The organism is Mycetocola spongiae (assembly GCF_020424085.1).
Lineage (GTDB): Bacteria > Actinomycetota > Actinomycetes > Actinomycetales > Microbacteriaceae > Mycetocola > Mycetocola spongiae.
In genome coordinates, this window is record NZ_CP080203.1 from 2,334,743 (window position 1) to 2,357,854 (window position 23,112).

Annotated in this window: 22 protein-coding genes; 9 read left to right on the forward strand and 13 right to left on the reverse strand. The window is 67.3% G+C overall.

Going from position 1 to position 23,112, the window contains the following annotated elements; translation table 11 throughout:
- Positions 1 to 69 precede the first annotated feature (69 nt).
- Positions 70 to 771 (forward strand): TetR/AcrR family transcriptional regulator, encoded by a 702-nt coding sequence (locus KXZ72_RS10685; protein ID WP_226080916.1) that lies wholly within the window; start codon positions 70 to 72, stop codon positions 769 to 771.
- 45 nt (positions 772 to 816) lie between these two features.
- Here KXZ72_RS10685 and KXZ72_RS10690 read toward each other — a convergent pair whose 3' ends face one another.
- From KXZ72_RS10690 to purL, 5 genes are all read right to left on the reverse strand, one after another.
- Entirely contained in the window at positions 817 to 1,404 is a 588-nt protein-coding gene (locus KXZ72_RS10690; RefSeq protein ID WP_226080917.1) for a hypothetical protein, read from the reverse strand.
- Between the two features lie 27 nt (positions 1,405 to 1,431).
- On the reverse strand, positions 1,432 to 1,893 hold the full coding sequence (locus KXZ72_RS10695; protein WP_226080918.1) for a hypothetical protein: 462 nt from the start codon (positions 1,891 to 1,893) through the stop codon (positions 1,432 to 1,434).
- 184 nt (positions 1,894 to 2,077) lie between these two features.
- Positions 2,078 to 3,916 (reverse strand): alpha/beta hydrolase, encoded by a 1,839-nt coding sequence (locus KXZ72_RS10700; protein WP_226080919.1) that lies wholly within the window; start codon positions 3,914 to 3,916, stop codon positions 2,078 to 2,080.
- Positions 3,916 to 4,191, reverse strand: a complete 276-nt coding sequence (locus KXZ72_RS10705; RefSeq protein ID WP_226080920.1) for a hypothetical protein — start codon at positions 4,189 to 4,191, stop codon at positions 3,916 to 3,918. The genes KXZ72_RS10700 and KXZ72_RS10705 overlap by 1 nt, the downstream gene beginning before the upstream one ends.
- Positions 4,192 to 4,543: 352 nt before the next feature.
- On the reverse strand, positions 4,544 to 6,895 hold the full coding sequence (purL, locus tag KXZ72_RS10710) for a phosphoribosylformylglycinamidine synthase subunit PurL (RefSeq protein WP_404823650.1): 2,352 nt from the start codon (positions 6,893 to 6,895) through the stop codon (positions 4,544 to 4,546).
- A gap of 140 nt (positions 6,896 to 7,035) precedes the next feature.
- Here purL and KXZ72_RS10715 point away from each other — a divergent pair, with 140 nt between their 5' ends.
- Positions 7,036 to 8,112, forward strand: coding sequence for a VanZ family protein (locus tag KXZ72_RS10715; protein ID WP_226080921.1), 1,077 nt, complete (start codon positions 7,036 to 7,038; stop codon positions 8,110 to 8,112).
- Between the two features lie 144 nt (positions 8,113 to 8,256).
- Positions 8,257 to 9,105, forward strand: a complete 849-nt coding sequence (locus KXZ72_RS10720) for a hypothetical protein (protein ID WP_226080922.1) — start codon at positions 8,257 to 8,259, stop codon at positions 9,103 to 9,105.
- 50 nt (positions 9,106 to 9,155) lie between these two features.
- Here the strand turns inward: KXZ72_RS10720 and purQ are convergent, their stop codons facing one another.
- From purQ to KXZ72_RS10735, 3 genes are all read right to left on the reverse strand, one after another.
- Complete coding sequence (gene purQ, locus KXZ72_RS10725; RefSeq protein ID WP_226080923.1) at positions 9,156 to 9,860, reverse strand: phosphoribosylformylglycinamidine synthase subunit PurQ; 705 nt, start codon at positions 9,858 to 9,860, stop codon at positions 9,156 to 9,158.
- Positions 9,857 to 10,114 (reverse strand): phosphoribosylformylglycinamidine synthase subunit PurS, encoded by a 258-nt coding sequence (purS, locus tag KXZ72_RS10730; RefSeq protein WP_226080924.1) that lies wholly within the window; start codon positions 10,112 to 10,114, stop codon positions 9,857 to 9,859. The genes purQ and purS overlap by 4 nt, the downstream gene beginning before the upstream one ends.
- A gap of 92 nt (positions 10,115 to 10,206) precedes the next feature.
- Positions 10,207 to 10,686 (reverse strand): MarR family transcriptional regulator, encoded by a 480-nt coding sequence (locus KXZ72_RS10735; RefSeq protein WP_226080925.1) that lies wholly within the window; start codon positions 10,684 to 10,686, stop codon positions 10,207 to 10,209.
- A 62-nt stretch (positions 10,687 to 10,748) separates the two neighbouring features.
- Here KXZ72_RS10735 and KXZ72_RS10740 point away from each other — a divergent pair, with 62 nt between their 5' ends.
- Positions 10,749 to 12,011 carry a multidrug effflux MFS transporter gene (locus KXZ72_RS10740; protein WP_226080926.1) on the forward strand — a complete coding sequence of 421 codons (1,263 nt, stop codon included), beginning with the start codon at positions 10,749 to 10,751 and terminating at the stop codon, positions 12,009 to 12,011.
- 30 nt (positions 12,012 to 12,041) lie between these two features.
- On the opposite strand, the gene KXZ72_RS10745 is transcribed toward KXZ72_RS10740, so the two are convergent.
- Both KXZ72_RS10745 and KXZ72_RS10750 read right to left on the reverse strand, forming a co-directional pair.
- Positions 12,042 to 13,289 (reverse strand): alpha/beta hydrolase, encoded by a 1,248-nt coding sequence (locus KXZ72_RS10745; RefSeq protein WP_226080927.1) that lies wholly within the window; start codon positions 13,287 to 13,289, stop codon positions 12,042 to 12,044.
- Positions 13,290 to 13,315: 26 nt separating this feature from the next.
- The gene (locus KXZ72_RS10750) at positions 13,316 to 14,200 is read right to left on the reverse strand and encodes a phosphoribosylaminoimidazolesuccinocarboxamide synthase (protein WP_226080928.1); all 885 of its coding nucleotides are present in this window, start codon (positions 14,198 to 14,200) and stop codon (positions 13,316 to 13,318) included.
- Positions 14,201 to 14,487: 287 nt separating this feature from the next.
- Between KXZ72_RS10750 and KXZ72_RS10755 the strand changes: the two genes are divergently transcribed.
- Together KXZ72_RS10755 and KXZ72_RS10760 are read left to right on the forward strand one after the other, a co-directional pair.
- A complete protein-coding gene (locus tag KXZ72_RS10755; RefSeq protein ID WP_226083512.1) occupies positions 14,488 to 15,942 on the forward strand; it encodes a DHA2 family efflux MFS transporter permease subunit in 1,455 nt (484 codons plus the stop codon).
- Positions 15,943 to 16,145: 203 nt separating this feature from the next.
- Positions 16,146 to 17,243 (forward strand): TolB-like translocation protein, encoded by a 1,098-nt coding sequence (locus KXZ72_RS10760; RefSeq protein ID WP_226080929.1) that lies wholly within the window; start codon positions 16,146 to 16,148, stop codon positions 17,241 to 17,243.
- Between the two features lie 123 nt (positions 17,244 to 17,366).
- Here KXZ72_RS10760 and KXZ72_RS10765 read toward each other — a convergent pair whose 3' ends face one another.
- Both KXZ72_RS10765 and KXZ72_RS10770 read right to left on the reverse strand, forming a co-directional pair.
- Positions 17,367 to 19,004: an MDR family MFS transporter gene (locus KXZ72_RS10765; RefSeq protein ID WP_226080930.1), complete on the reverse strand. Its 1,638-nt coding sequence runs from the start codon at positions 19,002 to 19,004 to the stop codon at positions 17,367 to 17,369.
- Positions 19,005 to 19,144: 140 nt separating this feature from the next.
- On the reverse strand, positions 19,145 to 19,807 hold the full coding sequence (locus KXZ72_RS10770; RefSeq protein ID WP_226080931.1) for a TetR/AcrR family transcriptional regulator: 663 nt from the start codon (positions 19,805 to 19,807) through the stop codon (positions 19,145 to 19,147).
- A gap of 197 nt (positions 19,808 to 20,004) precedes the next feature.
- Here KXZ72_RS10770 and KXZ72_RS10775 point away from each other — a divergent pair, with 197 nt between their 5' ends.
- On the forward strand, positions 20,005 to 20,610 hold the full coding sequence (locus KXZ72_RS10775) for a GNAT family N-acetyltransferase (protein WP_226080932.1): 606 nt from the start codon (positions 20,005 to 20,007) through the stop codon (positions 20,608 to 20,610).
- On the opposite strand, the gene purD is transcribed toward KXZ72_RS10775, so the two are convergent.
- Entirely contained in the window at positions 20,607 to 21,881 is a 1,275-nt protein-coding gene (gene purD / locus KXZ72_RS10780; protein WP_226080933.1) for a phosphoribosylamine--glycine ligase, read from the reverse strand. The genes KXZ72_RS10775 and purD overlap by 4 nt on opposite strands.
- A gap of 18 nt (positions 21,882 to 21,899) precedes the next feature.
- Between purD and KXZ72_RS10785 the strand changes: the two genes are divergently transcribed.
- Together KXZ72_RS10785 and KXZ72_RS10790 are read left to right on the forward strand one after the other, a co-directional pair.
- Positions 21,900 to 22,283: a sterol carrier family protein gene (locus tag KXZ72_RS10785; protein WP_226080934.1), complete on the forward strand. Its 384-nt coding sequence runs from the start codon at positions 21,900 to 21,902 to the stop codon at positions 22,281 to 22,283.
- A 25-nt stretch (positions 22,284 to 22,308) separates the two neighbouring features.
- Positions 22,309 to 23,055 (forward strand): SDR family NAD(P)-dependent oxidoreductase, encoded by a 747-nt coding sequence (locus tag KXZ72_RS10790; protein ID WP_226080935.1) that lies wholly within the window; start codon positions 22,309 to 22,311, stop codon positions 23,053 to 23,055.
- Positions 23,056 to 23,112: the final 57 nt, after the last annotated feature.

The window sequence follows — 23,112 nt, forward strand, 5'->3', positions numbered from 1 at the left end:
ATCCAATACGTTAATGTATTCGATACATTGGTGTATCGCAATCCGAGTAGCGGGAAACGGATAGATTCCATGACAACTAACAGCGAACAGATCGGCCAACCGGCGGGGCAACAGGCCCCGGCGGCCGAATCCTCGCGGCGACTCAAAACGCGACAGCGCCTGATCGATGCGGCCTATACGGTTTTTGCCGAGCGGGGCTTTGCCGCGGCCTCGGTGGAGCACATCGTGGAGCAGGCGGGCTTTACCCGCGGCGCGTTCTACTCCAATTTTGAGAGCAAGGTGGAGCTGTTTTTTGCGCTCGCCGAGCAGGAAAACGGCGTGCGTTTTGAGCGCCTGGAGGCGGGCATCGCCACGTATCTGCCGGAGGATTCCGGGCCCCGGGCGCTCAGTGCCGAGCAGATTACCCAGGTGGTGCGCGAGTTCCTCTCGCTGCAACCCGATGACCGCATGTGGTTCCTGCTGCAGAGCGAGTTCAGCCTCCTGGCGATGCGCGATCCCGAGCTGGGCAAGGCCTATCTTGAGGGTGAGCGGATGATGTGTGGCAAGCTCGCCGAGCGCCTTTCCGCGATGCTCGCGGCGGTGGGGCTGCGCTTCACGATCGACCCCGAGATCATGGCGCGGGTCCTGGCCGATATGTATACCTCGGGCATGCAGGACATGGTGCTCGCGGGTTCCGATAGCCCCGGCGCGGATGCGATCGACGCGGTGGCCGATACCATTTCGCTCTTTGTGCGCGCACTCACCACGCCCCTGGACGAGCCCGGTTCCTAGCGCCCCGGTGCCCGCGGGGAGGCGGGGCCGCCCCCGGCGGGCGGGTTAGGGTTCGGGGCTGGGTGAGGGCGGGTCCGCCGCCTGGGACGCTCGCACGGCCTGAGCGAGATAGTGGGCGATGACGCCCACGTCCCCGGTGAAGCAGCCTGTTTCCGCAAAAAGGGCGGTCTGGGTCACCCCTGCGAGGGTCTTGGTTTCCAGGATGATTTGCCGGCCGTTTCCGTTTTCCGCCACGGCGTTGCGGTGGTTTTTGGTGAAGGATTGTTCGGTGACGGTATAGCCCTGTTCCTCCCAGTAGGTGCGGAGGCGTTTGCCGGTGGCGACCGGGTCGGGTAACGGTTCGCTGCGCAGGCGTGCGCCGCTATAGAGATATTTTTTATGTTCGGCGTCCTCGCAGAAGTCCGCGAGCGGGTTATCGTGGCGCTCCCATTCCCCGCCGATGATGTCCTGGACCTGGTCGAGTTCGGTCCAGAACTGTTCGCGCTGTTGCAAGGCGTCCTCGATCATTTGGGATTCGCTGCGCGAGGGTGTCGTGGCATTGGGGGTGTCATATCCGCAGCCTGTCGCCCAGAACGCGGTGGCGAGCAGGAGGGCATGGGCGCCTATTCGGTGTGCGGCGTGTGGTGTGTTCATCGCGGGGCTCCGGGTGATGAGTGAGGCCTAGGGTTCGGGGCTGGGTGAGGGCGGGTCCGCCGCCTGGGACGCTCGCACGGCCTGAGCGAGATAGTGGGCGATGACCCCCACATCCCCGGTGAAGCAGCCTGTTTCCGCGGTGAGAGTGGTTTGGTTGAGTTCGGCGATGGTATCGGTTTCCAGGATGATTTTTCGGCCGTTTCCGTTTTCCGCCACGGCGTTGCGGTGGTTATGGTCAAAGGACCGTTCGGTGACGGTATAGCCCTGTTCCTCCCAGTAGGTGCGGAGGCGTTTGCCGGTGGCGACCGGGTCGGGTAGGGGTTCGCTGCGCAGGCGTGCGCCGCTATAGAGATATTTTTTATGTTCCGCGTCCTCGCAGAAGTCCGCGATCGGGTTGTCCTCGCGCTGCCAGTCCCCGCCGATGATGTCCTGGACCTGGTCGAGTTCGGTCCAGAACTGTTCGCGCTGTTGCAGGGCGTCCTCGATCATCTGGGATTCGCTGCGCGAGGGCGTCGTGGCATTGGGGGTGTCATATCCGCAGCCTGCCGCCCAGAACGCAGTGGCGAGCAGGAGGGCGCATACCCCGCTCCCGCGCCGGAACCCGCTCCTGGCGGGCGCCGCGCGGCACCGCCCGCGGCGCGGCGGCACCCGCGGAGCAATGGGGCGTCCGCGGCTAGCCATCCTCGGAATCCTCATCGCTCTCCTCCCCGGGCGAATCCGTATTCCAGACCCAGGGCCCCAGCCGAATCCCGGTAGCATCGCTATCATCGCCCGGGGTGAGATCGTCAAATCTACCCGCGATAATTTTTTTGATGTTCCGGATAACCTCCGTATCGCGGTCTAAATAAGCGCCGCTATATTTCCCATCGCCCCTCACCTCCGCGTGATGATCGGTCACCGGCAGGAGCACCGTGCCATCGGGCAGGGTGGTGCCATCGGAGCCAAAAATGGTCACCCCAAAATCGGGATGCTCCGGGTTCCACCGCATGCTCAGGGCGCGCCCGGTATCGGCCAGGACATCGCCGTGGGCCTCGGTCACAAAGATCCGGCTGGGCGGAACCCGCAAGCTATTCCCCCGGAACTGTGGCGGGATGCCCGCCGACCCCAGGAAGGTCACCGAACTAATCGGGACCCGGTTCCGGGAGAGGGCATAGGCGAGCATCGTGGTGCCATAGGAATGGCCAATCACGTTCAGCCGGGTATCCTCGCCCTCGCGCACCGCGGCGATCCCGGCGAGAAGCCGATTAAAGCGGGGTGCACCCTCCCGGGCCAGCCCCTCGCCGCTCACAGAGATCAGATCCGGGCTCCGGTAGCCCAGGAATAATACGGCAGCCTGATCGTGATCGAGCCCGATGATATTTTTCACACCCTGCAGGTAGCCGCCGGGATGCGCGGCCGAACTATTCATGCCGGGTATAAACGTGGAGATATTATGGGCATTATCGAGGTCGCCCAGCGCGATTGAGACCAGCGGGGGCCCCTCGGCCTGGGGCTCATAGGCGATCAGCCGGCGCGGTGGTTTGACGGTCCTGCCATCACCTTCTTGGAATAGGGTCCAGAGCTCATCGAGATCGGCGAGGCGCTCGCGCAGCGCATTACGCTCCTGGATGAGGCGTATCTGCTCGGGGGTCTCCGGGGTGATGCTGGCCCCCGCGGGGGTGGTGATGATGAGCCCGTCCAGCTCCGCGAGCCGGTCCGTGAGCGCCTCGTGGTCGCGGGTGAGGGCCAGTACATTGGCCTCGTCCCGGACCCGAAACGGCACGCCATTTAGATTGCCCACAAAATGGGGCGACGCATGGAGCAGGCGCTGGACCAGATCCTCCGGGAGCTGCGGCCAGAGCGTCGCCACCTCCGCGGCCGTGAGTGAATCAAGATACTCGCGGATCTGCGGCTCGGAGCAGTATCCCAGCGCCGCGGTGAGGGCCGCCGGGGTCAGGGTCGAGGGGGCGACCCCGGCTATCGAACCCACCCGGCCCAGCGCGGCCCAGGAATCCGGGAGCAGGTCGTGGATCCTATTCTCACAGGTGGCCTCGACCTCGTGTCGATGCTTGGCGACGCGCTCCAGCTCACGATCGGCGGCGGCATATTCCGCCCGCCCCGCGAGCATGGGCCCCGGACCCGTGGCGGGGGTATTGGGCATATACAGGCATTCCCCCCGGGACTGCATCACCCGCAGGGCCGCCCGATAATCCTCGAGTGCGGAGTCCCGGCGCAGCTTCAGCATGCGCGCCTCCCAGACAATATCCTCAAGCGCGCGTGCACACGTGCGAAGCGCCTCGCCGGCCTCCCGTTCGCGCTCGGCCCGGGCCACCAGGGCGTGTTGCTGGGCTGCTATCCGGGCCCTCCAGTGCTCGCTCCCGGGACCGGTCCAGACGATGGCCGAGTGCACAATCACCTGCGCCAGGATGGTGATCGGGGCGACGAGGTCCTCGGCCTCCCGGATCAGCCTATGGGCCGTCTGGGCCAGCTCCTCAAAATCTCCCGCCTCCGGCTCGCTATCCGGCCACCCCATTAGCCGCTCGCCTCCGCCTGATTGGCCACATCGCGATCGCGTTGCAGATAGTACGTCACGGCGGCCCCGCCCTCCATCCACAGGGCGGTGATGGTCTCGGTGCTCGTGGCGGTCTCGCGACGGCGCCAGGCCAAAAACTCCGCTAGAGCGCTCACCACGCCTTCGCTCCGGGAGGGATAGCCATCGCCCAGCCCGCCCCCGCCCAGCACGTCCAGAACGGAGCTTAGCCCCCCGAGCACCCCCGCCAGCCCGTCCGTATTCACCTCAAATTTCATCCCGCCCTCCCGGAATACTCACGCACCGGCCCCGTGCCGGTGGTGGACCAGGGTACGCGCGATACCCCAAAAATCCCGCCGATCCGCGGAGGCCATATCGGAGAGGCACGCGGTTCCCGGGGCAAAATCCGGGAGTGGAGGCGGCCGCGAAGGTTGTTAAATCCCCGTTCGGGGCGACTATTTGGGAGAGGCGGCGCGCGGGGGCACGCGCCGCGGGGCCCCCTCGGCCCGGGGGCACCCTCGGGCCGCGATTGTCCGCGATGATGCGTTCTCGGCGGCACACTACCCGCCCGGAAACGGACAACGGGCCGGCCGCCGCGGCGGCCGACCCGTGTCGGAGAGGGGATGGTGCCTAGGCGAAGTGCTTCGGCAGCGTCTCGGTATGCGAGGTGCGCAGCTCGTCCAGGCCCACCGTGAAGAGGTCCTGGAACTCAAGGGTCTGCGAGGTGGCATCGGTCACGCCCACGCGCAGCACCGGATACTCGCGACCGGCGCACAGGCCCCGGAAACGCACGTCATCCTCGCGGCGCACGGAGACCAGCACGCGGCCCGTGGACTCCGAGAACATCGCGGTGGTGATGTCTACGCCATCGCGCTCCATGATCTCGCCAAACCAGATCCGGGCACCCACGCCGAAGCGCAGCACACCCTCGGCCAGGGCCTGCGCGAGTCCACCATCGGAGAGGTCATGGGCCGAACCCACCAGACCCTGCGCGGCGGCGGCCTGCATCAGGCCACCGAGGTTTACCTCGGCCGCGAGGTCCACCACGGGCGGGGTACCGCCGAGGTGATCGTGCACGGTGCCGGCCCAGGCCGAGCCCGAGAGCTCCTCCCGGGTCACGCCCAGCAGGTACAGGTTTTCGCCGTCATCCTGCCAGCCGCTCGGGGTGCGGTGGGCCACATCCTCGATCACGCCGAGCACACCCACCACGGGGGTCGGGAAGATCGGGGTATCGCCGGTCTGGTTATAAAACGAGACGTTTCCGCCGGTAACCGGGATGCCCATTTCCAGGCACGCATCGGAGAGTCCGGCCACGGCCTCGGAGAACTGCCACATCACCTCGGGGTTCTCGGGGGAACCGAAGTTGAGGCAGTCGGTCACGGCGGCCGGGGTGGCGCCGGTGACGGAGACGTTGCGATAGGCCTCGGCGAGGGCCAGCTGGGCTCCCTGGCGGGGGTCGAGCTGGCAGTAACGACCGTTGGCATCGGTGGCGATCGCGATGCCGAGGCCGCTCTCCTCGTCCACGCGGATCATTCCACCGTCATCGGGGAAGGACAGCGCGGTATTGCCCAGCACGTAATAGTCGTACTGATCGGTGATCCAGGACTTATCCGCCTGATTGGGCGAGGATACGAGGGACAGGAACTGCTCGCGCAGCTCGGCGCCCTCGGTGGCGCGGGGCAGGGCCTCGGCGCGATCGGCGCGCAGCGCGTCGATCCAGGTGGGATAGGCCACGGGACGGTCATAGACCGGGCCGTCCACGGCCACGGTGCTCGGGTCCACGTTGACGATTTCCTCGCCGTGCCAGTTGATGATCAGGCGGCCGGTATCGGTCACCTCGCCCATCACGGAGGTCTCGACGTCCCATTTTGCGGCCACGGCCAGGAAGGCGTCAAGCTTCTCGGGGGTCACCACGGCCATCATGCGCTCCTGCGATTCCGACATGAGGATTTCCTCGGGCGTCAGATTCGGGTTGCGCAGCAGGGTATTGCTCAGCTCGATGAACATTCCGCCATCGCCATTGGCCGCGAGCTCGCTCGTGGCGCAGGAGATTCCGGCGGCGCCGAGGTCCTGGATACCCTCGACCAGCTCATCGCGATACATTTCGAGACAGCACTCGATCAGCACCTTCTCGGCGAAGGGGTCACCCACCTGCACCGCGGGGCGCTTGGAGGGGCCGTCCTCCTCGAAGGCCACGGAGGAGAGGATCGAGGCCCCGCCGATGCCATCGGCACCCGTGCGGGCACCAAAGAGGACCACCTTATTGCCCACGCCCGAGGCATTGGCCAGGTGCAGGTCCTCGTGCCGCAGGACACCCACGGCGAGGGCGTTTACCAGCGGGTTGCCCTGATATACCGGATCAAAAATGGTCTCGCCGCCGATATTGGGCAGGCCCAGGCAGTTGCCGTAGAAGGAGATGCCGCCGGTCACACCGTGCATCACGCGCGCGGTATCGGGGTGATCGATCTTTCCGAAGCGCAGCTGATCCATGATCGCCACGGGGCGTGCACCCATCGAGATGATGTCGCGGACGATTCCACCCACTCCGGTGGCGGCGCCCTGGAACGGCTCAATATAGCTCGGGGAGTTATGGCTCTCGACCTTAAAGGTCACGGCCCAACCCTGGCCCACGTCCACAACACCGGCGTTCTCGCCCATGCCAACCATGAGGTTTTTGGTCATCTCGGGGGTGACCTTTTTGCCAAACTGGCGCAGGTAGTTTTTGCTCGACTTATAGGAGCAGTGCTCGCTCCACATGACCGAGTACATGGCTAGCTCGCCCGAGGTGGGGCGGCGGCCGAGGATCTCGCGGATTTTTGCGTATTCGTTATCCGCGAGGCCAAGAGCGGCATAGGGCTGCTCGTGCTCCGGGGTGGCGATCGCATTGGCGACGGTATCGGCCACGGCGGCCGAGGATTCTACGGGGGTGGGAATAGCGGTCACGGGTGTCGATTTCTCCTCGAAGCAGCTGATGCCGGACATCTCCCATCCTAAGGGGTTTTGCGAGGGGCCAGGCATCGCGCCCGATGGGGCCGGACGCGAGGATGAAACCCACTCATCCGGATGATGTAGATCGCCGGAAATCACGCCGGCCGGGCGCGTGTGCCTGCTACCGTTCGAGCATGGGAAATATGCTGATGCTGGGTGTGATTGCGCTGCTCGTGGGCGGTTTCCTCGCCGTGATACTGATGGTGCCGTTTATCGCGCTGAGCTATCGCCGGCACGGGAGGCTGTCGTTTTGGCGCGCGGTGGGCTGGCTTGCGCTGCTGATCTATTTTTTCGCGATCTGGACCTATACCCTGCTGCCGCTGCCCGAGACCGATACCTATCGGGCCTCCGGGACCCAGCTGATCCCGCTCGAGAGCGTGCGCGATATCCGAAATTATGCACACGGTTCGGTGGGTCAGCTGCTGCGCAATGAGGCCGTGCAACAGGTGGCCCTGAACGTGCTGCTGTTTATGCCGCTGGGATTTTTGATCCGCACGCTGTTTCGGCGCGGCTTTATCATCGCCACCCTCTCCGGTTTTGCCCTCTCCCTGCTGGTCGAGCTCACCCAGCTCACCGCCGTATGGGGCCTGTTCCCGCGCCCGTATCGCGTATTTGATGTGGATGATCTGCTGGCCAATACCCTCGGCGCGCTCCTCGGTTCCCTCGTGGCATTCCTCTTTGTGGGCTTTGCCCGGCGCGAGGAAGGCACGCGGAGCGAGCCGCGCCGGGTCACCGCCGGCCGGCGCTTCCTCGGGATGCTGTGTGACTTCATGTTTGTGAGCCTGCTGGGGTTCCTGCTGGTGATCGGCTGGCGGCTCTACCGCGGGCTGGTGCTGGGGATGAGCGTGGAGGCGATCAACGACGGTACCGAGTGGATCTTTGGGCTGGCCATCCCGCTCGGCATCCAGCTGCTGTGGGTGCTGCTGCGCGGCACCACGGTGGGGGAGAGCGCCGTGCTGCTCGCGCCGCGCTATGGCCGGGTTCCGATTGCCCTGGCCCGGCCGCTGCGCTTTATCTTTGGAATCGGCGGCTATACGGTGCTCACCGCCCTGGATACCCCGGTGACCGCGCTGATCGTGCCGCTATTTGTGTTGGCCTCGATCATCGCCGTCTGGGCCACCACCGATCGTCGCGGGCTGGCCTGTGCGCTCTCGGGCAGCACGGTCGTGGACGCGCGGCTCGGCGCGGGGGAGCCGGTCCCCACGCGCTAGGGCCCCCGGCGCAGAATGGGAATCTGCTGGGGGAACGATCAAGATTCCCGGCGGCGGATAGGGCGAGGCACCCGGGCGGTGCATCCTAGAAAACGTGACGCTTTCGCCCCTCGGCGCGCGGCACGGGAAAGGACGCCGCAACCCATGAGTCATAGCAAATCCTCGCCGCACCGGGGCGCGCGCCTGGCCCACGCGCTCCGCCCGCTGGGTGATCTGGCGCGCAGCCGCGCGGGGCGGGCACTGGCCTGGGTATTGCTCCCGGGTTCCGCCCTGATCGCCGGCTATGCGATCTACTACCTGGGCCTGGTCATCCCGCGCGAACCGGTCGCCCCCGGGCTCTTGCCCCTCACCCCGCTCGGGGATCCCCGGATCACCGCCTCGGTATATGTGCTGGGTGGCGGGCTGGGGGTCGCGGGCGCGGTGCTCGCGGGGGCCCTCGCGGCCACGACCGAGGCCACGGGCCCGGATGCGCGGGCCGCCGCAGCGCGGCGTGTGCGCGCAACCGCGCTGCCCCGGCGCCTGGCCGCGGGCGCGCTGGCCGGCGCGGCGGCGGCGGTGCTGATGCTGCTCGGGGCGGGTTTTGGCGCCGTGGTGGTGCAGGTGGTGATCGGTCAGCCGCTGCTGCTAGGTATTCCCCATACCTGGGGGATTCTCGCCCGCTGCGCCGCCGTCCTGACGCTCTGGGGCGTGGCCGGTGCCGCGCTCGCGGTGATCCTGCGTTCGCGCCGCACGGCGAGCCTGCTGATCCTGCTGGGCGGGGCGGTGGACCTGGGGCTGCGCGCAGCCGCGCTTATGCATCCCGCGCTCGCGCCGCTGGCCCGCCGGCTGCCCTCCTCGCTCAGCGATGCCGCGGCGGGGGTCGTGGGCATCGCCGGCCGTCCCGGCGCGGTGAGCACGCTGCTTCCGGGCCCCGTGGCGGCCGCCTGGATCCTCGGCATCACCGTGCTCATGGTGGGAATTGCCGCCCTGTTCCGCGGGCGCACCCGCGTTTAACGCGCTGCGCGCCCCCGCCGAGGCGGGGGCGCGCAGCGCGAGTGGCGTGCCTATACGGCGAGCAGCGCCGCGATCGCGGAGTCGAAGAACCCGAGGCCATCGGTACCCGAGCGCATGGCGCCCGCGGTATCGGGTCCAAAGCCGGGCTCCACAGCGTGCTCGGGGTGCGGCATGAGCCCCACCACATTGCCCGCGGCATTCACGATGCCGGCGATATCGCGCATCGAGCCATTGGGATTGGTCTCAAGATAGCGGAAGACCACGCGGCCCTCGCCCTCGAGGCGATCCAGCTCCTCATCGGAGGCGATAAATCCGCCCTCACCGTTTTTCAGCGGGATGATGATTTCCTGGCCCGCGCTGAACGCATTGGTCCATGCGGTATCGGTGGTTTCCACGCTGAGCTTCTGGTCGCGGCGAATAAAATTGCCGCGCTCATTGCGGATCAGGCCGCCGGGCAGCAGGTGTGCCTCGGTGAGCATCTGGAAACCATTGCAGATTCCGAGGACGGGCATGCCCTTCCCCGCCGCGTCGATGATTTCGCTCATGATGGGGGCGCGGGCGGCAATCGCGCCGGCGCGCAGATAATCGCCATAGCTAAATCCGCCGGGCAGCACGATGGCGTCCACCCCGCGCAGGTCGTGATCGCCGTGCCAGAGCTCTACGGCCTCGGCACCCGCGATGCGGATCGCGCGCTGGGCGTCGCGATCATCCAGCGAGCCCGGGAAGGTGACAACGCCGATGCGCGGCGTGGTCATACAGTCGCCTCTTCCACGGAGATGCTGGTGACGTCTTCGATCACCTGATTGGAGAAGATTTCGTCGGCGAGGGTGGCCACATCGGCCAGCACCTGCTCGGTCACCTCGCCCTCGACGGTGAGTTCAAAGCGCTTGCCGATGCGGACGTCGGTGATGGCACCGTGTCCGAGTCGGCTCAGGGCTCCGGCGACGGCTTTACCCTGAGGGTCCAGCAGTTCGGCCTTAGGCATGACTTCTACGATGATTGTGGGCATCAGTGTCTCCCGGGTGTCAGGGGCGGATACGGTTTTAGTCTAGTCGGGCCGACGGTAGTTCGCGGACCGCGCCCGGAGGGGGCAGACGCCGGTTATTCGGTGCCGATACCGCGACGGCGAAGGAGCCCGGTTTCGAGGCGTTCCAGGAGGGCGAGCGTATCGCCCACGGTGGCGGTGGCCACCGGTGCGGATGTTTCCGCGGGGGCGAGGGCATCCGCGATCAGCTGGGCCCATTCCTCGCGCAGGTGCACCAGGTTTTTGGCGGAGGTGGCGGTGGGATAGAGCCGGATATTGCGGCGATCGTTTTCATCGCGTTCCCGGCGCACAAACGCGAGCTGTTCCAGCTCGCCGAGTGCGGTGCTGAGATTGGCGCGGTGTAGGCCGGTGCCAAGCGCAACGGCGCCGGCCGTGGATCCGGGGTTGCGGTCGATATAGCGCATGACGTTCCCCGCGCTGGATGTCAGCGTGATATTGGGGGTTTCGCCATCCCGGTGCAGCGTGATTTCTCGGGCGACGGTGACGATCAGATCGGCGAGGTCGGCGAGATCGTGTGGATTCAGCGCGGGTTCCATGCCCCAAGTCTATGCCATAATATGAACATAATTATAAAAACATAATCAATATGGAGTGATACGTGAAGTCCCAATCCCCCGAAGCCGGTTTTGCCGCGGAGCCCGATTCATCCACCCCGCCCCGGGCCACGGCCCCCGATCGGCTCGGCGGCGGCCTGCTGATTATGCTCGCGCTGCTCTCGGCGCTGGCCCCGTTTGCCATCGACCTCTATCTGCCCGCCTTCCCCGAAATGGTCGGCAGCCTCGGCACCACGGCCACCGGCGTGCAGCTCACGCTGACGGCATTCCTGCTGGGCCTCGCCCTGGGACAGCTGGTATTTGGGCCGCTTTCGGATCGTATTGGGCGACGCCTGCCCCTGATTATTGGTGCGCTCCTGTGTGTGCTGGCCAGCGCACTGGCCGCGCTGTCTCCCAACGTGGAGGTGCTGATTGCCGCCCGCGTGATCCAGGGGCTGACAGGTGCCGCCGGAATGGTCATCGGCCGCGCGATCATCGCCGATCTTGCGGTGGGAGCCGCCGCCGCGCGCGGCCTGAACCTGATGATGATCGTGGGCGGCATCGCCCCCGTGATCGGTCCCGTCGCCGGGAGCCTCCTCGTGGGGCCGCTCGGCTGGCGCGGGCTGCTCTGGGTGGTCGCGGGATTGGCCGTGCTGATGCTTCTTGCGGTGATTTTTGGGGTTCCCGAGTCCCATGGGGCGGCCAAACGCCGGGCCCTGATCGCGGGGCGCCACCTCACCGGGTCCCCGTATCGGGCCCTCGTCTCGCGGAGCTATCTGGGTTATACGCTGGTTTTTGCGCTGAGCTTTGCGGCATTTATGGGATATATCGCGGCGTCACCGTTCATTTATCAGACCATGATGGGCTTCGGCCCGGTGGCCTATGGGCTGAGCTTCGCGGCAAATGCGGCCGGGATTGCGGTATTCAGCGGCGTCTCGGCGAGGCTCACGGCGACGCGTTCCGTGCGCTCGCTGCTGGGCGTGGGCCTGGTCATGATCCTGATCGGCGGGCTCGCCGTGCTCCTGATCGCGCTCACCGGGGTACCCCCGATCACGCTGCTCCTGCCGCTATTTATCATGGTGGCGGGGATGGGCTTCATCTTTGGCAATGCCACCGCGCTCGCGCTGGATGCCGCACCCGGAGCCAGCGGCACCGGATCGGCCATCCTCGGATTTTTGCAATACGTCCTGGGGGCGCTGGTATCCGGGCTGGTGGGCCTGGCCGGCGAGACCAGCGCCCTGCCGCTGGGGCTGGTGATGTTCGCGAGCGCCGTGCTCGCGGTGGCAGCCTTCCTGCTCGCGGGGCCCCGCCGCACGCCCGCGCGCTAGCCGGCCCCCGTGGCGGATGTGTTGCCCCGGTTAGTCCCGGGGCAGCGTGTCCGCCGCCGCGGAATCCCCGTGCAGGGTGCGCAGGATCGTCACGATATCCGCATGCCAGCGCCGGGCCAGCGGTAATTCGGCGGTATACATTGCCGCCTCGTGGGTGGCACCCTGATATTGCACGGCGCTCGCCTCGACCCCCGCGCGGCGCAGAGCATCGGCATAATCCCGGCCGTCCCCGCGCAACGCATCGTATTCGGCGGTGAGGATAAAGGCAGGGGGCAGCCCGCGCAGATTGCGGGAGCGCAGCGGCGAGGCCAGATCCGTGCGGGCCAGACGCGCATCGCCCAGATAGCGGGTGCGGATCTTGCGCAGCTCGCGCGCGGCCAGCGGGCGCGGAACACCCATCCGGCGCAGCGGCCAGAAGTCGATATGCCGCCCGGTCAGATCCGTGGTGGGCACCTCCAAGACCTGGAGGGCCAGCGGGTGATCCCGGCGGGCGCGGTTGAGGAGCGTGGTGGCCGCGGCGATATTACCGCCCGAGGACGTGCCATTAATGGCGATCCGGGTGGGATCGATCCCGAGCTCCGCGGCGTGCCGGAAAAACCAGTCCAGCGCGGCATAGCCCTGCTCCACGGGCGTGGGAAAACGATGATCGGGGGCGAGGGCATAGTCCACCGCGAGGGTGGCCACCCCGGAATCGGCGGTGCGGCGGCGAAACGCGTGGTCCACGCTGGCATAGTCGATGCCGCCGAGATGAAAGGAACCACCAAAAAACGCGATCACCGCGGGCAGCGGCCCCGCCGCGGGGGTCGCGGGCAGATAGAGCCGCACGCGCACAGCGGGATAGCCGGGCACGGGGATCAAAAACTCGCGCGTGGGCAGCACGGGGCCGTTGATTCCCACCAGGCCGTGCAGCTTAATATCCCATTTCCAGGCGTTGCGGCGCTCCCATTCGGGGGTGCCGCGCGGCGGGGCCGTGCGCGCGGGGCGCACGCTATCGGCCGGAGCCGGGACCAGCTCGGTGGCATCGGAAAACTCCGCGAGCGGTGCCCGCTCGGCGGGTGCCTCGGGGGCCTCGGGCTTCGGCGGCGCTTCGGCGGCTCGGGTGGCCGGGCCGGTGGCATGCACCAGTGTGAGCGCCTCCCCCGCGGAGCGCGCGGGGGAGTGGCCGCGCAGCCGCGCGGGCAGCGAGCGCAGTGCCGCACCGACGGTGGCGCGCACCCCGCCGACAACCTGGGCGCGGCGCTGCCGCAGCTGTGCCTCAAAATACGGGTCCATCGGCATGGCGGCTCCTTCGGTCGGGCGGAGGGTTAGTGTCCGGTCAGGCGCTCCAGCAGCTCGCGATAGCGCGCGGCGGTGCGCTCGCGAATCTCCACCGGAAGCTCGGGCGGGGTGCCGGTTTTATCCCAGTTTGCCGCGAGCCAATCGCGCACGATCTGCTTATCGAAGCTCGCCATGCGGGCGGCGGGATCGCCGGCCGTGGCATATACCTCGGCATCCCAATAGCGCGAGGAATCGGAGGTGAGCACCTCATCGGCGAGGGTGATCTCGCCGTTTTCCGGATTGCGGCCAAACTCAAATTTGGTATCGGCGAGGATCACGCCGCGCTTTTCGGCAATGGCCGCGGCCCGGCGGTAGATATCCAGGGCCAGATCGCGCAGGGCCGCGGCATCCTCGGCCCCCACGAGCTCCACCGAGCGCTCGAAGCTGATATTTTCATCGTGCTCACCCAGCGGGGCCTTATAGGCGGGGGTATAGAGCGGCTCGGGCAGGCGGTCGCCATTTTTCAGGCCCGCCGGCAGCGGGATGCCGCACACGCTCTGCGTCTCGCGATATTCGGCCCAGCCGGAACCGGTGAGATAGCCGCGCACCACGGCCTCGATCGGGAACATATTCAGGGTCTTCGCGCGCATCGAGCGCGCGGCCACGGACGCCGGAATGGTCTCGGCGGGCAGCAGGTGATTGGGGACATCCGGCAGCTGGTTAAACCACCAGTTGCTCAGGCTCGTCAGCAGCGCGCCCTTCTCGGGGATGCCGGGGGAGAGCACAAAATCGAAGGCGCTCACCCGATCGCTGGCCACCACGAGGATCTCGGGGGCGGGGGCATCCGCGGGCACACCCGCGGGACGGTAGAGGTCGCGCACCTTCCCGGAGTAGAAGTGGGTCCATCCGGGCAGCTCTGCATAATCGGTCACGCCTCTATTATCGGGTATTCGCGTGCGGGCGTGCGCCGCCCGCGAACTTCCCGGGAAGGGGGATTCCCCGCGTCGGTGGACTCGTCTACGATAGGGAACCTATGGATTTGTCGCGGGCGGAGGGTTCGCGGCGGAATCGGGCCAACCCCATACCGGGGCCCGGTTAAATTCTTAGGGACCGGAAGATTCGATCCGTTCTCCCTCCACAGACTCTTCCCTCATCGCAGACGGCATCCGCTTAGTCGATGCTTCGGCGATGAAACATGTATGAAAGGCACCTCGCCCTCGTGGAACAAATCGCTAAACCGTGGCCCGCCCTCTGGGCGCTTGTGGTCGGATTTTTTATGATCCTGATCGACACCACCATCGTCTCCGTCGCCAACCCCGCCATCATGGAGGGCCTCGACGCCGGAATTAACGCCACCCTCTGGGCCACCAGTGCCTATCTGTTGGCCTATGCCGTGCCGCTGCTGATCACCGGTCGCCTCGGCGATCGTTTTGGCCCCAAGCGCGTCTACCTGATCGGCCTGGTGCTGTTCACCGTCTCCTCGCTGGCCTGTGGCTTCGCGGGGGATATCTCGCATCTGGTCATCTCCCGGGTCTTCCAGGGCCTCGGCGCCGCGCTCATGACGCCGCAGACCATGGCCGTGATTACCCGCATCTTCCCGCCCGAGCGCCGCGGTGCGGCGATGGGCCTGTGGGGAGCCACCGCCGGTATGGCCACGCTGCTGGGCCCGATCCTCGGCGGCCTGCTCGTGGACGGCCTCGGCTGGGAGTGGATCTTCTTTATTAACGTGCCGATCGGTATCGTGGGCTTTTTCCTCGCCATGAAATACGTTCCCGCGCTGAAGACCTCGCCGCATAAATTTGATATCCCGGGCGTGATTCTCAGCGCCGTGGGTATGTTCCTGCTGGTCTTTGGAATCCAGGAGGGCGAAAGCTATCACTGGGGCACCATCTGGGGCCCGATCAGCGTGTGGTCGCTGATTATCACCGGCATCGTGGTGCTGATCGTATTTGTGCTGTGGCAGCGGGTAAATAAGGGCGAGCCGCTCCTGCCGCTGAACCTCTTTAAAGACCGCAACTTCTCGGTGGCCAACCTGGCCATCACCACCGTGGGCTTCACCGTCACGAGCCTGAGCCTGCCGCTGGTGTTTTTCTTCCAGACGGTGCGTGGGCTCACGCCCACCCAGTCGGCACTGATGCTGGTGCCGATGGCCGTGATCTCGGGTGTGCTTGCGCCGTTCGCGGGTAAGCTCATCGACCGCACCGATCCCAAGTTCATCTCCACCGCGGGCCTGGCCTTTATGGCCATCGGCCTGTTCTGGTATGCGGCGCTGCTGGGCCCGGATACCCCGCTCTGGATCCTGCTCTTCCCGAGCGCGATCCTCGGTGTGGCCAATGCCGGAATCTGGGGCCCGCTGTCCACGAGCGCCACCTATAACCTTCCGCCGCGGCTGGCCGGTGCCGGTTCGGGTGTGTATAACACCACGCGTCAGGTGGGTGCGGTGCTGGGAAGCGCCGCGATCGCGGCCCTGATCCAGGCCCGCCTCAGCGCGGAGCTGGGTGCCGGTGCCGAGGGCGCCGGCGGGTTTGGCGGGGCGCTGCCCGCGCCGCTGCACGAGGGCTTCTCCGCGGCGATGAGCCAGGCGATTATGCTGCCCGCGGCGGTGGCCGTGATCGGCATGATCGTCACGCTGTTTTTTGCCAAGCGCACCGCCTCCACGGCCGGTATGCGCTAGCCGGGGCCTCCTCTCCGCGCCCTCTACGCCGGGCCATCCACATTCCCTCCGGGGGTGGGATGGCCCGGCGTTTTATCAGGGGCCGGAAATTTTTCCCGGTGGCATCCGGCCTTTTTCCCCCGACGGGGTGCATACTGAGTATTATTCTGGCGTCGTTGTCCGGACCGGGCGGGGGCGTTCTTTCCACAGAGAGCGAGGCCCCCATGAGCGCGATACCGGTTCCGCCCCGTCCCGCATCCCCCGCCGCACCCGGATCCCCCGAGGCACCCGCCGCGCCCGGACCCTCCGCCGCACCCGGTTCGGCCTTTGGCCCCGCGGCGGTGGCCCGCGAGGCCGCGTCTCCGGCAATACCCGCGGCGGTGCGGCCCACCCCGCAGGCCGCGCACCCCGCGCCGCCCGGGCCCGATTACACCCGGCCAGACTGGCGCACTCTGGAGCCCGGGCAGCGCAGCGAACTGCGCATCTACGATGCGGAGAGCGGGGAGGATACCCTCGTCTACGCCACGGATGAGGCCGTGATCGAGGCCCCCAACTGGAGCGCCGATGGGCGGTGGTTCCTCGTGAACCGCGATGGCCGCCTCTACCGCATCCCGCTGGCCGGCGGGGAACCCGCCGTGGTGAATACCGGCGAGATCACCGATTTTAATAACGACCATCTCCTGTCCCCGGATGGCCGCTTTATCTATGCGTCCTCCAAAAATGGCCACCTCTACGAGATTCCGGTGGCCGGCGGAACGCCTCGCCCCGTGACGGATTCGGGTGACGGCCTCAAAAAACGCTATCTGCACGGGATCCATCCCGATGGCTCCCGGCTGTCCCTGATCGCCGCGCATGAGCTGGGCGGCGCGGTGCGCTTTAACGTATATACGGCCTCCGTGCGGACCGGCGAGATGACCGCGCATACCGCCTCCGAGCGCCCGCATGACGGCGCGGAGTTTCATCCCGACGGCCGCCGCCTGTACTTTAACGCCGAGCCCGGGGGTGCCGCCCCCGGCCATGCCCAGCTCTTCCGGATGGACCTGGACGAGGGCGTCGCGGAACAGCTCACGCGGGATGAGCGCGTGAACTGGTTCCCCCACCTCTCCGGGGATGGCCTGCGCCTGCTCTATCTGAGCTATCCCCCGGGCACGCTGGGGCACCCCGCGAATGTGACCGTGCAGCTGCGGTTGGCCACCCCCGATGCCGCGCATGTGCGCACGGTGCGTGTCCTCCACGGCGGGCAGGGCACCATCAACGTGAATAGCTGGGAGCCCGGCGGGAGCCGCTTCGCCTATGTGAGCTATCCGCTCGCCGCCGAATAAAACACCGCCGCATCCACCGCCGATCCCACACCAAAAACCCGGAGAGAGTAAAAGGGGTATGGGCTCGACGCGGATGCGGCGGCGGGCTGGGGGCCGCCCCGGAGCGATCCGGGGCGGCGCGGGCTAGGCCCGGGACTCGGGGGCGGGACGCTCCCCGGTGCCGGGCTGCACGGAGATCGAACCGGTATGGGCGCTGGTGACACCCACGAGGTCCTCGGCGGGGGTCTCGGCCGGAACGCCGCGGTCCAGGGTCGTGGCCAGGGGCTTCTCGACCACAAAGAACAGCAGGATTACGGCGATGATCACCAGCGGCACCATATACAGGAACACCGGGGTCAGAGCGTCGTTATAGGAACCGATCACGATGTCCTTGATCTCCGTGGGGAGGCCCTTGACCACGGCCGGGGTGAGCGAGTTCTCGCCCGCCCCACCCACGGCGCCACCCGCGGCGGCGGGCATCCGCTCGGCGAAAAGATCGTGCAGGCGGGCCACAAAGAGGCTGCCCACCACCGCGGAACCGATCGAGGCACCGATCTGGCGGAAGTAGTTATTGGAGGCCGTTGCGGTGCCCACCTCGGCGAGGGGGAAGGAGTTCTGCACGATCAGGATCAGGATCTGCATGCTCATTCCGAGGCCCAGACCCATCACGGCGAGATAGGCGCAGATGATCCATACGGCCATCCCCGCGGTCATCGTGGACAGCAGCAGGAGCGCAACCGCCACCAGCACGGTGCCGGTGATCGGCAGCCACTTATAGCGACCCGTCCGGCTCACCAGCTGGCCCGAACCGATCGAGCTGATCAGCAGCGCGGCCATCATTGGGATCATCAGGAATCCGGCCTCGGTGGCATTGGCCCCCGTGACCATCTGCAGATAGGTGGGCAGATAGGCCATCGCACCAAACATCGCGATACCGGTGATCAGCCCGGCCACGGTGGTCAGGTTGAAGTTGCGGTCCCGGAATAGGTGCATCGGCATGATCGGCTCGGCGGCGCGGCGCTCGACCATCACAAAGGCCACGGCCGAGACAATCGCGGTGATGATCAGGGCGATGATCACGGCGGAATCCCAGTCATAGGTGGTGCCACCCCAGGTGGTGACCAGCACCAGCGCGGTCGAGGCCAGCGCGATCAGCAGCATTCCGGCCACGTCCAGGGTGGGGCGGGCAGTGCTGTTCTTGGGCAGCTTAAGGAAGGCCACGGCGGAGATAATCGCGAGGATACCCAGCGGAATATTCATCCAGAAGGCCCAGCGCCAGCCGATGCTCTCGGTGAACCAGCCACCCAGCAGCGGGCCGGCCACCGAGCTCAGGGCGAAGACTCCACCCATGATTCCCATGTACTTCCCGCGCTCGCGGGCGGGAACCACATCGGCGATGATCGCCTGGGACAGGATCATTAGCCCACCACCACCGAGGCCCTGAATGGCGCGGCCCGTGATGAGCCAGGCCATATCGGGCGCGAGGCCACCCACGATCGAGCCGAGGATGAAGATCGCGATTGCGGCGATGAACAGGCCCTTGCGGCCGATCAGGTCACCAAGCTTGCCGTAGACCGGCAGCATGATCGTGGAGGCGAGGATATACGCGGTGGTGACCCACAGCATATGGTCCACACCGTTTAGCTCTCCCACGATGGTGGGGAGCGCGGTGCTGAAGATGGTCTGATCCAGCGAGGACAGCAGCATGGTGACCATGAGGCCGGCAAATACCAGCAGAATATGGCGCCGGGTGGGCGCGGGGGCGAGGGTGGTGGAGGTCATAGGAGAATCCGGTTCTGTGGGATAAACGCCGTGGGCGGGGACGGGGGAACTGTCGAAAACACGACGGCGTTTTTCGGCGGGAGGGAAAGACTGATATCCCCGGACGGCGTGGGCCGAGGGGGAGGGGTGCTGCGGGGAGGCTAGCCCGAGGGGGCATCCCCGGTGATGCGGCGGATGAGCTGGATCGACTCGGCGAAGAGCTCGCTCGGGTCGAGGTTTTGGGGATCATCCAGCCAGCGGTGCATCGTGGTGCGCATGACCCCCGCGGCGAGGGCGATCACCATGCGGGCCTCATTGGCGAGGTCCTCATCGGTGCGCCCCTCGGCCCGATAGCGGGCGAGGATGAGCTTGGTGAGGCCCTTCTCGATGCCGCCCATGCGGGCCAGCTCGCGCACCGCGAGGTCGGGGGTGGAGTGGATCAGGGCGCGCCGCGCGTGCAGAAACTCGATATCCGGGCTGGTGCCCACGATCAGGGTGCGGAAGATTTCTACCAGATCACCCAGGACGCTGCCGGGGCGGCCGTGGATAAAGCCCTCGATCACCTCGGGGGCCGGCATCGGCGGGGTGGGCCCAAGGAATACGCCCTCCTTGGTGCCGAAGTAGTTAAACAGCGTGCGCGGGGAGACCATGGCCTCCTCGCAGATCATCTCGACCGTGACGTGCTCATAGCCGTGGGTCTCGGCGAGGGCCACGGCGATCTTTTCGATCTTCAGCTGCGTGGCGGCGCGCTTGCGCTCGCGCAGGCCCGGCTCGGCCGGTGCGCACTGCGCGGCCGTGGCGGGGGGATCCTGGGCGGCGTTCATGTTAATAATCCTTCGATGCGGGTACTGCAATCTTGCACATAAGTAAATTATGCAGTGACTGCACGAATCGAGCAAGCCGGGGAGGCCATACCAGGCAAACACTCAGGTTTTGCGGCTCGCGGGCGCACCGCCGCGCGAGGCGTCACCCGGCGACCGGGGGGATGTGCGCGGTCGGGTGTGGGTGAGACGATACCCCTATGACTAATTCCCCGGCGATGCTGCGCACCGCGCGCCTCCTGCTGACCCCGGTGAGCCCCGCTGACCTGGAGGATATCCACCGCATCTACTCCGATCCGGGCACGTGGCTGCACCTGCCCGCCGGACGCCACCGCGACCTCGTGCAGACCGCCGATCATATCGAGCGCACCGAGCGCAGCTGGATCGACGGCGGGCTGGGCCAGTGGACCATCCGCGTGCGCGAGGATACCGCCGATCGCGCGCTCCGGGCCGGAACCATCATCGGCTCGGGGGGTTGCGCGCTGACCGTCGGCGGCGCCTGGAACCTGGGCTATCGCCTCGACCCAGCCTCCTGGGGGCGCGGCTTTGCCACCGAGGTGGCGCGCGCCGCGGTGCGGGCGGCGCGCGAGGCGGGCCCCGCCCGCGCGATCACCGCGCGGGTCCTGGAAAATAATCCGGCCTCGATCCGGGTGCTGGAAAACCTCGGGCTCGAGGCGGTCTGGATCGGGGCAAGCCCCGAGCGCCATCCCACCGATCCGCTGGACACCCGACACCTGCGGCGGCGCATCTACGCCGACCGCCCGCTCTCCCCGCGGCTCATCGAGCAGCTTGTGGAACTCGGTTAATTCGCCACCTTCGCGGCGATATCGGTGCGGTACTGGCCGCCCTCCAGCTCGATCAGGCCGAGTGCGTGATACGCCCCCGCGCGCGCCTGCGCAAAACCCTCACCCAGGCTCACCACGTTCAGGACGCGGCCGCCCGTGGCAAAAAGGGTGCCCTCCTGGAGGGCGGTGGCTGCATGCGTAACGTGCACGCCCGGGACCGCGCCCGCGGCCTCCAGCCCGTGCAGCTCGCGCCCGGTGATCGGCGCCTCGGGATAGCCCTCGCTCGCGAGCACCACGGTGACCGCCGAGAGCGGGGAAAACTCGGGACGTGGCTGCGTGTGCAGCTCGCCCGTGGCCGCGGCCAGCAGCAGCCCGGACAGCGGGGTGAGCAGGCGCGGCAGCACAATTTGGGTCTCGGGATCGCCAAAGCGGGCATTAAACTCGATGACCTTAATGGTGGCCCCACCATCCACGAGGATAAGCCCGGCATACAGCAGACCCACAAACGGGGTGCCCTCGGCGGCGAGCTGGCGCACCACGGGCTCGGCCACGGTATGCAGGACCTCATCGATAAACGCGCGTTCGCTGCCGAAGTGCTCATCCAGCCAGGGCAGCGGGGAATAGGCGCCCATGCCGCCGGTATTGGGGCCGGCATCGGCGTCCAGCAGGCGCTTAAAGTCCTGGGCGGGCGAGAGCGGCAGCACGGTCCGGCCATCGCTCAGGAAAAACAGCGAGACCTCCTGGCCGTCGAGGAACTCCTCGATCAGGATGGACCCATCGCCGAGGTATTCCTGGGCGTGGGCGAGCGCGGCGGCACGATCGGAGGTGACCAGCACACCCTTGCCCGCGGCCAGGCCATCGGCCTTCACCACATAGGGTGCGCCGAGGTCGTCCAGCGCGGCGGCAACCTCCTCGAGGGTGCCCGCGCGGTGGGCGCGACCCGTGGGCACATTGGCCTCGGACATGATGCGCTTGGCGAAGTTTTTGGAACCCTCGATGGCCGCGGCGGCACGATCCGGGCCAAAAACGGCAAAGCCCGCGCGGCGCAGGGCGTCTCCCACGCCGGCCACGAGCGGGGCCTCGGGGCCGATGATGACCAGGTCCACCGCCTCGGCCTGGGCCAGGGCCACCACGGCGGCGGAATCGGTGGCGTTCAGCGCCACCACGGGAACATCGCCCGCGATGCCCGCATTGCCGGGCGCCGCCACGATGCTGTGGCCGGCATTTTCGCCGAGCAGGGACAGGATGATTGCGTGCTCGCGTGCACCGGAGCCGAGTACCAGGATCTTCACGAGTACTAGCCTAGAGGCATGGCACGCGCACAGATACACGATGAGCCCGGATTAGCGGCGGTTTTAGCGGCTTCCGGGGAAAATCCCACCCGAGACCAGACGGCACTGGCCGTGCGCTATACCCTGCAATTGCTCGCCGAGCGCGCGCCGGGCAATACCGTGGAGGTGCGGGTGCCGCCGTTTGGGGCCACCCAGTGCATCGAGGGGCCGCGCCATACCCGGGGCACCCCGCCCAATGTGGTGGAGATGCGCGCCGCGGTGTGGCTCGACCTGGCCCGCGGCGTGATCACGTGGGAGGAGGCGCTTTCCGGGAACCTCGTGCAGGCCTCGGGCCAGCGCGCCGATATTTCCGCGGTGATTCCGCTGCTGCGCGGAATCTACGCCGCCCCCTCGCGCCCCTAACGCGCCACCCCGTACCCTGGGGACCATGAACGCTTCGAGAGTGATCGTGATCAGCGGCGGGACCCGCGGGATCGGTGCGGCCATCGCCCGGCGCTGCGCGGCCGACGGGGATCGCCTTATCCTGGGCTATCGCTCGCGCCGCGCGGAGGCCGAGGAGCTGGCGCGCGAGCTGCGCTCGAAAGGCGCCGAGGTGGGGCTCTGCGCGGGGGACCTGACCGTGCCCGGCTCCGAGCTGGCCCTGATCGAGGCGGCCCGGGAGCGCTTCGGCCGCCTCGACGCCCTCGTGAATAACGCCGGGAGCACGCTGCACCTCGGCGAGCTTGCGCGCACCCCCGAGGACATCATCCGCACGGTGATCGGCACCAACCTCACCGCGACCGTCCTGCTGGCCCGCGCCGCGGTACTCGCCTTTGAGCGGCAGGAGGGCCCGGGCGTGATCGTGAATATTTCCTCTACCGCCGCCCAGACCGGGGCCCCCGGTAGCTATGTGCACTATGCCGCGGCCAAGGCCGGGGTCGAGGCCCTCACGGTGGGCCTGGCCGCGGAGGTCGCGGGCCGCGGCATCCGCGTGGTGGGGGTGGCCCCCGGCACCACGTTCACCGATCTGCACGCCGAGGCCGGGGCCCCCGGCCGCGCGGAGGCCGCCGCCGCACGCATCCCGTTTGGCCGCGCGGGGCATCCCGAGGAGGTGGCCGCCGCCGTGCACTGGCTGCTCGGGGAGGAGGCCGGCTATACCGGGGGCACGATTATTCGCGTGGCGGGAGCGGCATGAGCGGGCAGGCGGTCGCGGATATTTTGGGCGTGGCCGCGGCCCTGGCGCTCCCCGCGC

Bases quoted from the DNA above. Each gene is read 5' to 3' on its own strand.
- KXZ72_RS10685 (WP_226080916.1), top strand. From the start codon at position 70: ATGACAACTAACAGCGAACAGATCGGCCAACCGGCGGGGCAACAGGCC.
- KXZ72_RS10690 (WP_226080917.1), bottom strand. From the start codon at position 1,404: ATGAACACACCACACGCCGCACACCGAATAGGCGCCCATGCCCTCCTG.
- KXZ72_RS10695 (WP_226080918.1), bottom strand. From the start codon at position 1,893: ATGATCGAGGACGCCCTGCAACAGCGCGAACAGTTCTGGACCGAACTC.
- KXZ72_RS10700 (WP_226080919.1), bottom strand. From the start codon at position 3,916: ATGGGGTGGCCGGATAGCGAGCCGGAGGCGGGAGATTTTGAGGAGCTG.
- KXZ72_RS10705 (WP_226080920.1), bottom strand. From the start codon at position 4,191: ATGAAATTTGAGGTGAATACGGACGGGCTGGCGGGGGTGCTCGGGGGG.
- purL (WP_404823650.1), bottom strand. From the start codon at position 6,895: ATGTCCGGCATCAGCTGCTTCGAGGAGAAATCGACACCCGTGACCGCT.
- KXZ72_RS10715 (WP_226080921.1), top strand. From the start codon at position 7,036: ATGGGAAATATGCTGATGCTGGGTGTGATTGCGCTGCTCGTGGGCGGT.
- KXZ72_RS10720 (WP_226080922.1), top strand. From the start codon at position 8,257: ATGAGTCATAGCAAATCCTCGCCGCACCGGGGCGCGCGCCTGGCCCAC.
- purQ (WP_226080923.1), bottom strand. From the start codon at position 9,860: ATGACCACGCCGCGCATCGGCGTTGTCACCTTCCCGGGCTCGCTGGAT.
- purS (WP_226080924.1), bottom strand. From the start codon at position 10,114: ATGCCCACAATCATCGTAGAAGTCATGCCTAAGGCCGAACTGCTGGAC.
- KXZ72_RS10735 (WP_226080925.1), bottom strand. From the start codon at position 10,686: ATGGAACCCGCGCTGAATCCACACGATCTCGCCGACCTCGCCGATCTG.
- KXZ72_RS10745 (WP_226080927.1), bottom strand. From the start codon at position 13,289: ATGCCGATGGACCCGTATTTTGAGGCACAGCTGCGGCAGCGCCGCGCC.
- KXZ72_RS10760 (WP_226080929.1), top strand. From the start codon at position 16,146: ATGAGCGCGATACCGGTTCCGCCCCGTCCCGCATCCCCCGCCGCACCC.
- KXZ72_RS10765 (WP_226080930.1), bottom strand. From the start codon at position 19,004: ATGACCTCCACCACCCTCGCCCCCGCGCCCACCCGGCGCCATATTCTG.
- KXZ72_RS10770 (WP_226080931.1), bottom strand. From the start codon at position 19,807: ATGAACGCCGCCCAGGATCCCCCCGCCACGGCCGCGCAGTGCGCACCG.
- KXZ72_RS10775 (WP_226080932.1), top strand. From the start codon at position 20,005: ATGACTAATTCCCCGGCGATGCTGCGCACCGCGCGCCTCCTGCTGACC.
- KXZ72_RS10785 (WP_226080934.1), top strand. From the start codon at position 21,900: ATGGCACGCGCACAGATACACGATGAGCCCGGATTAGCGGCGGTTTTA.
- KXZ72_RS10790 (WP_226080935.1), top strand. From the start codon at position 22,309: ATGAACGCTTCGAGAGTGATCGTGATCAGCGGCGGGACCCGCGGGATC.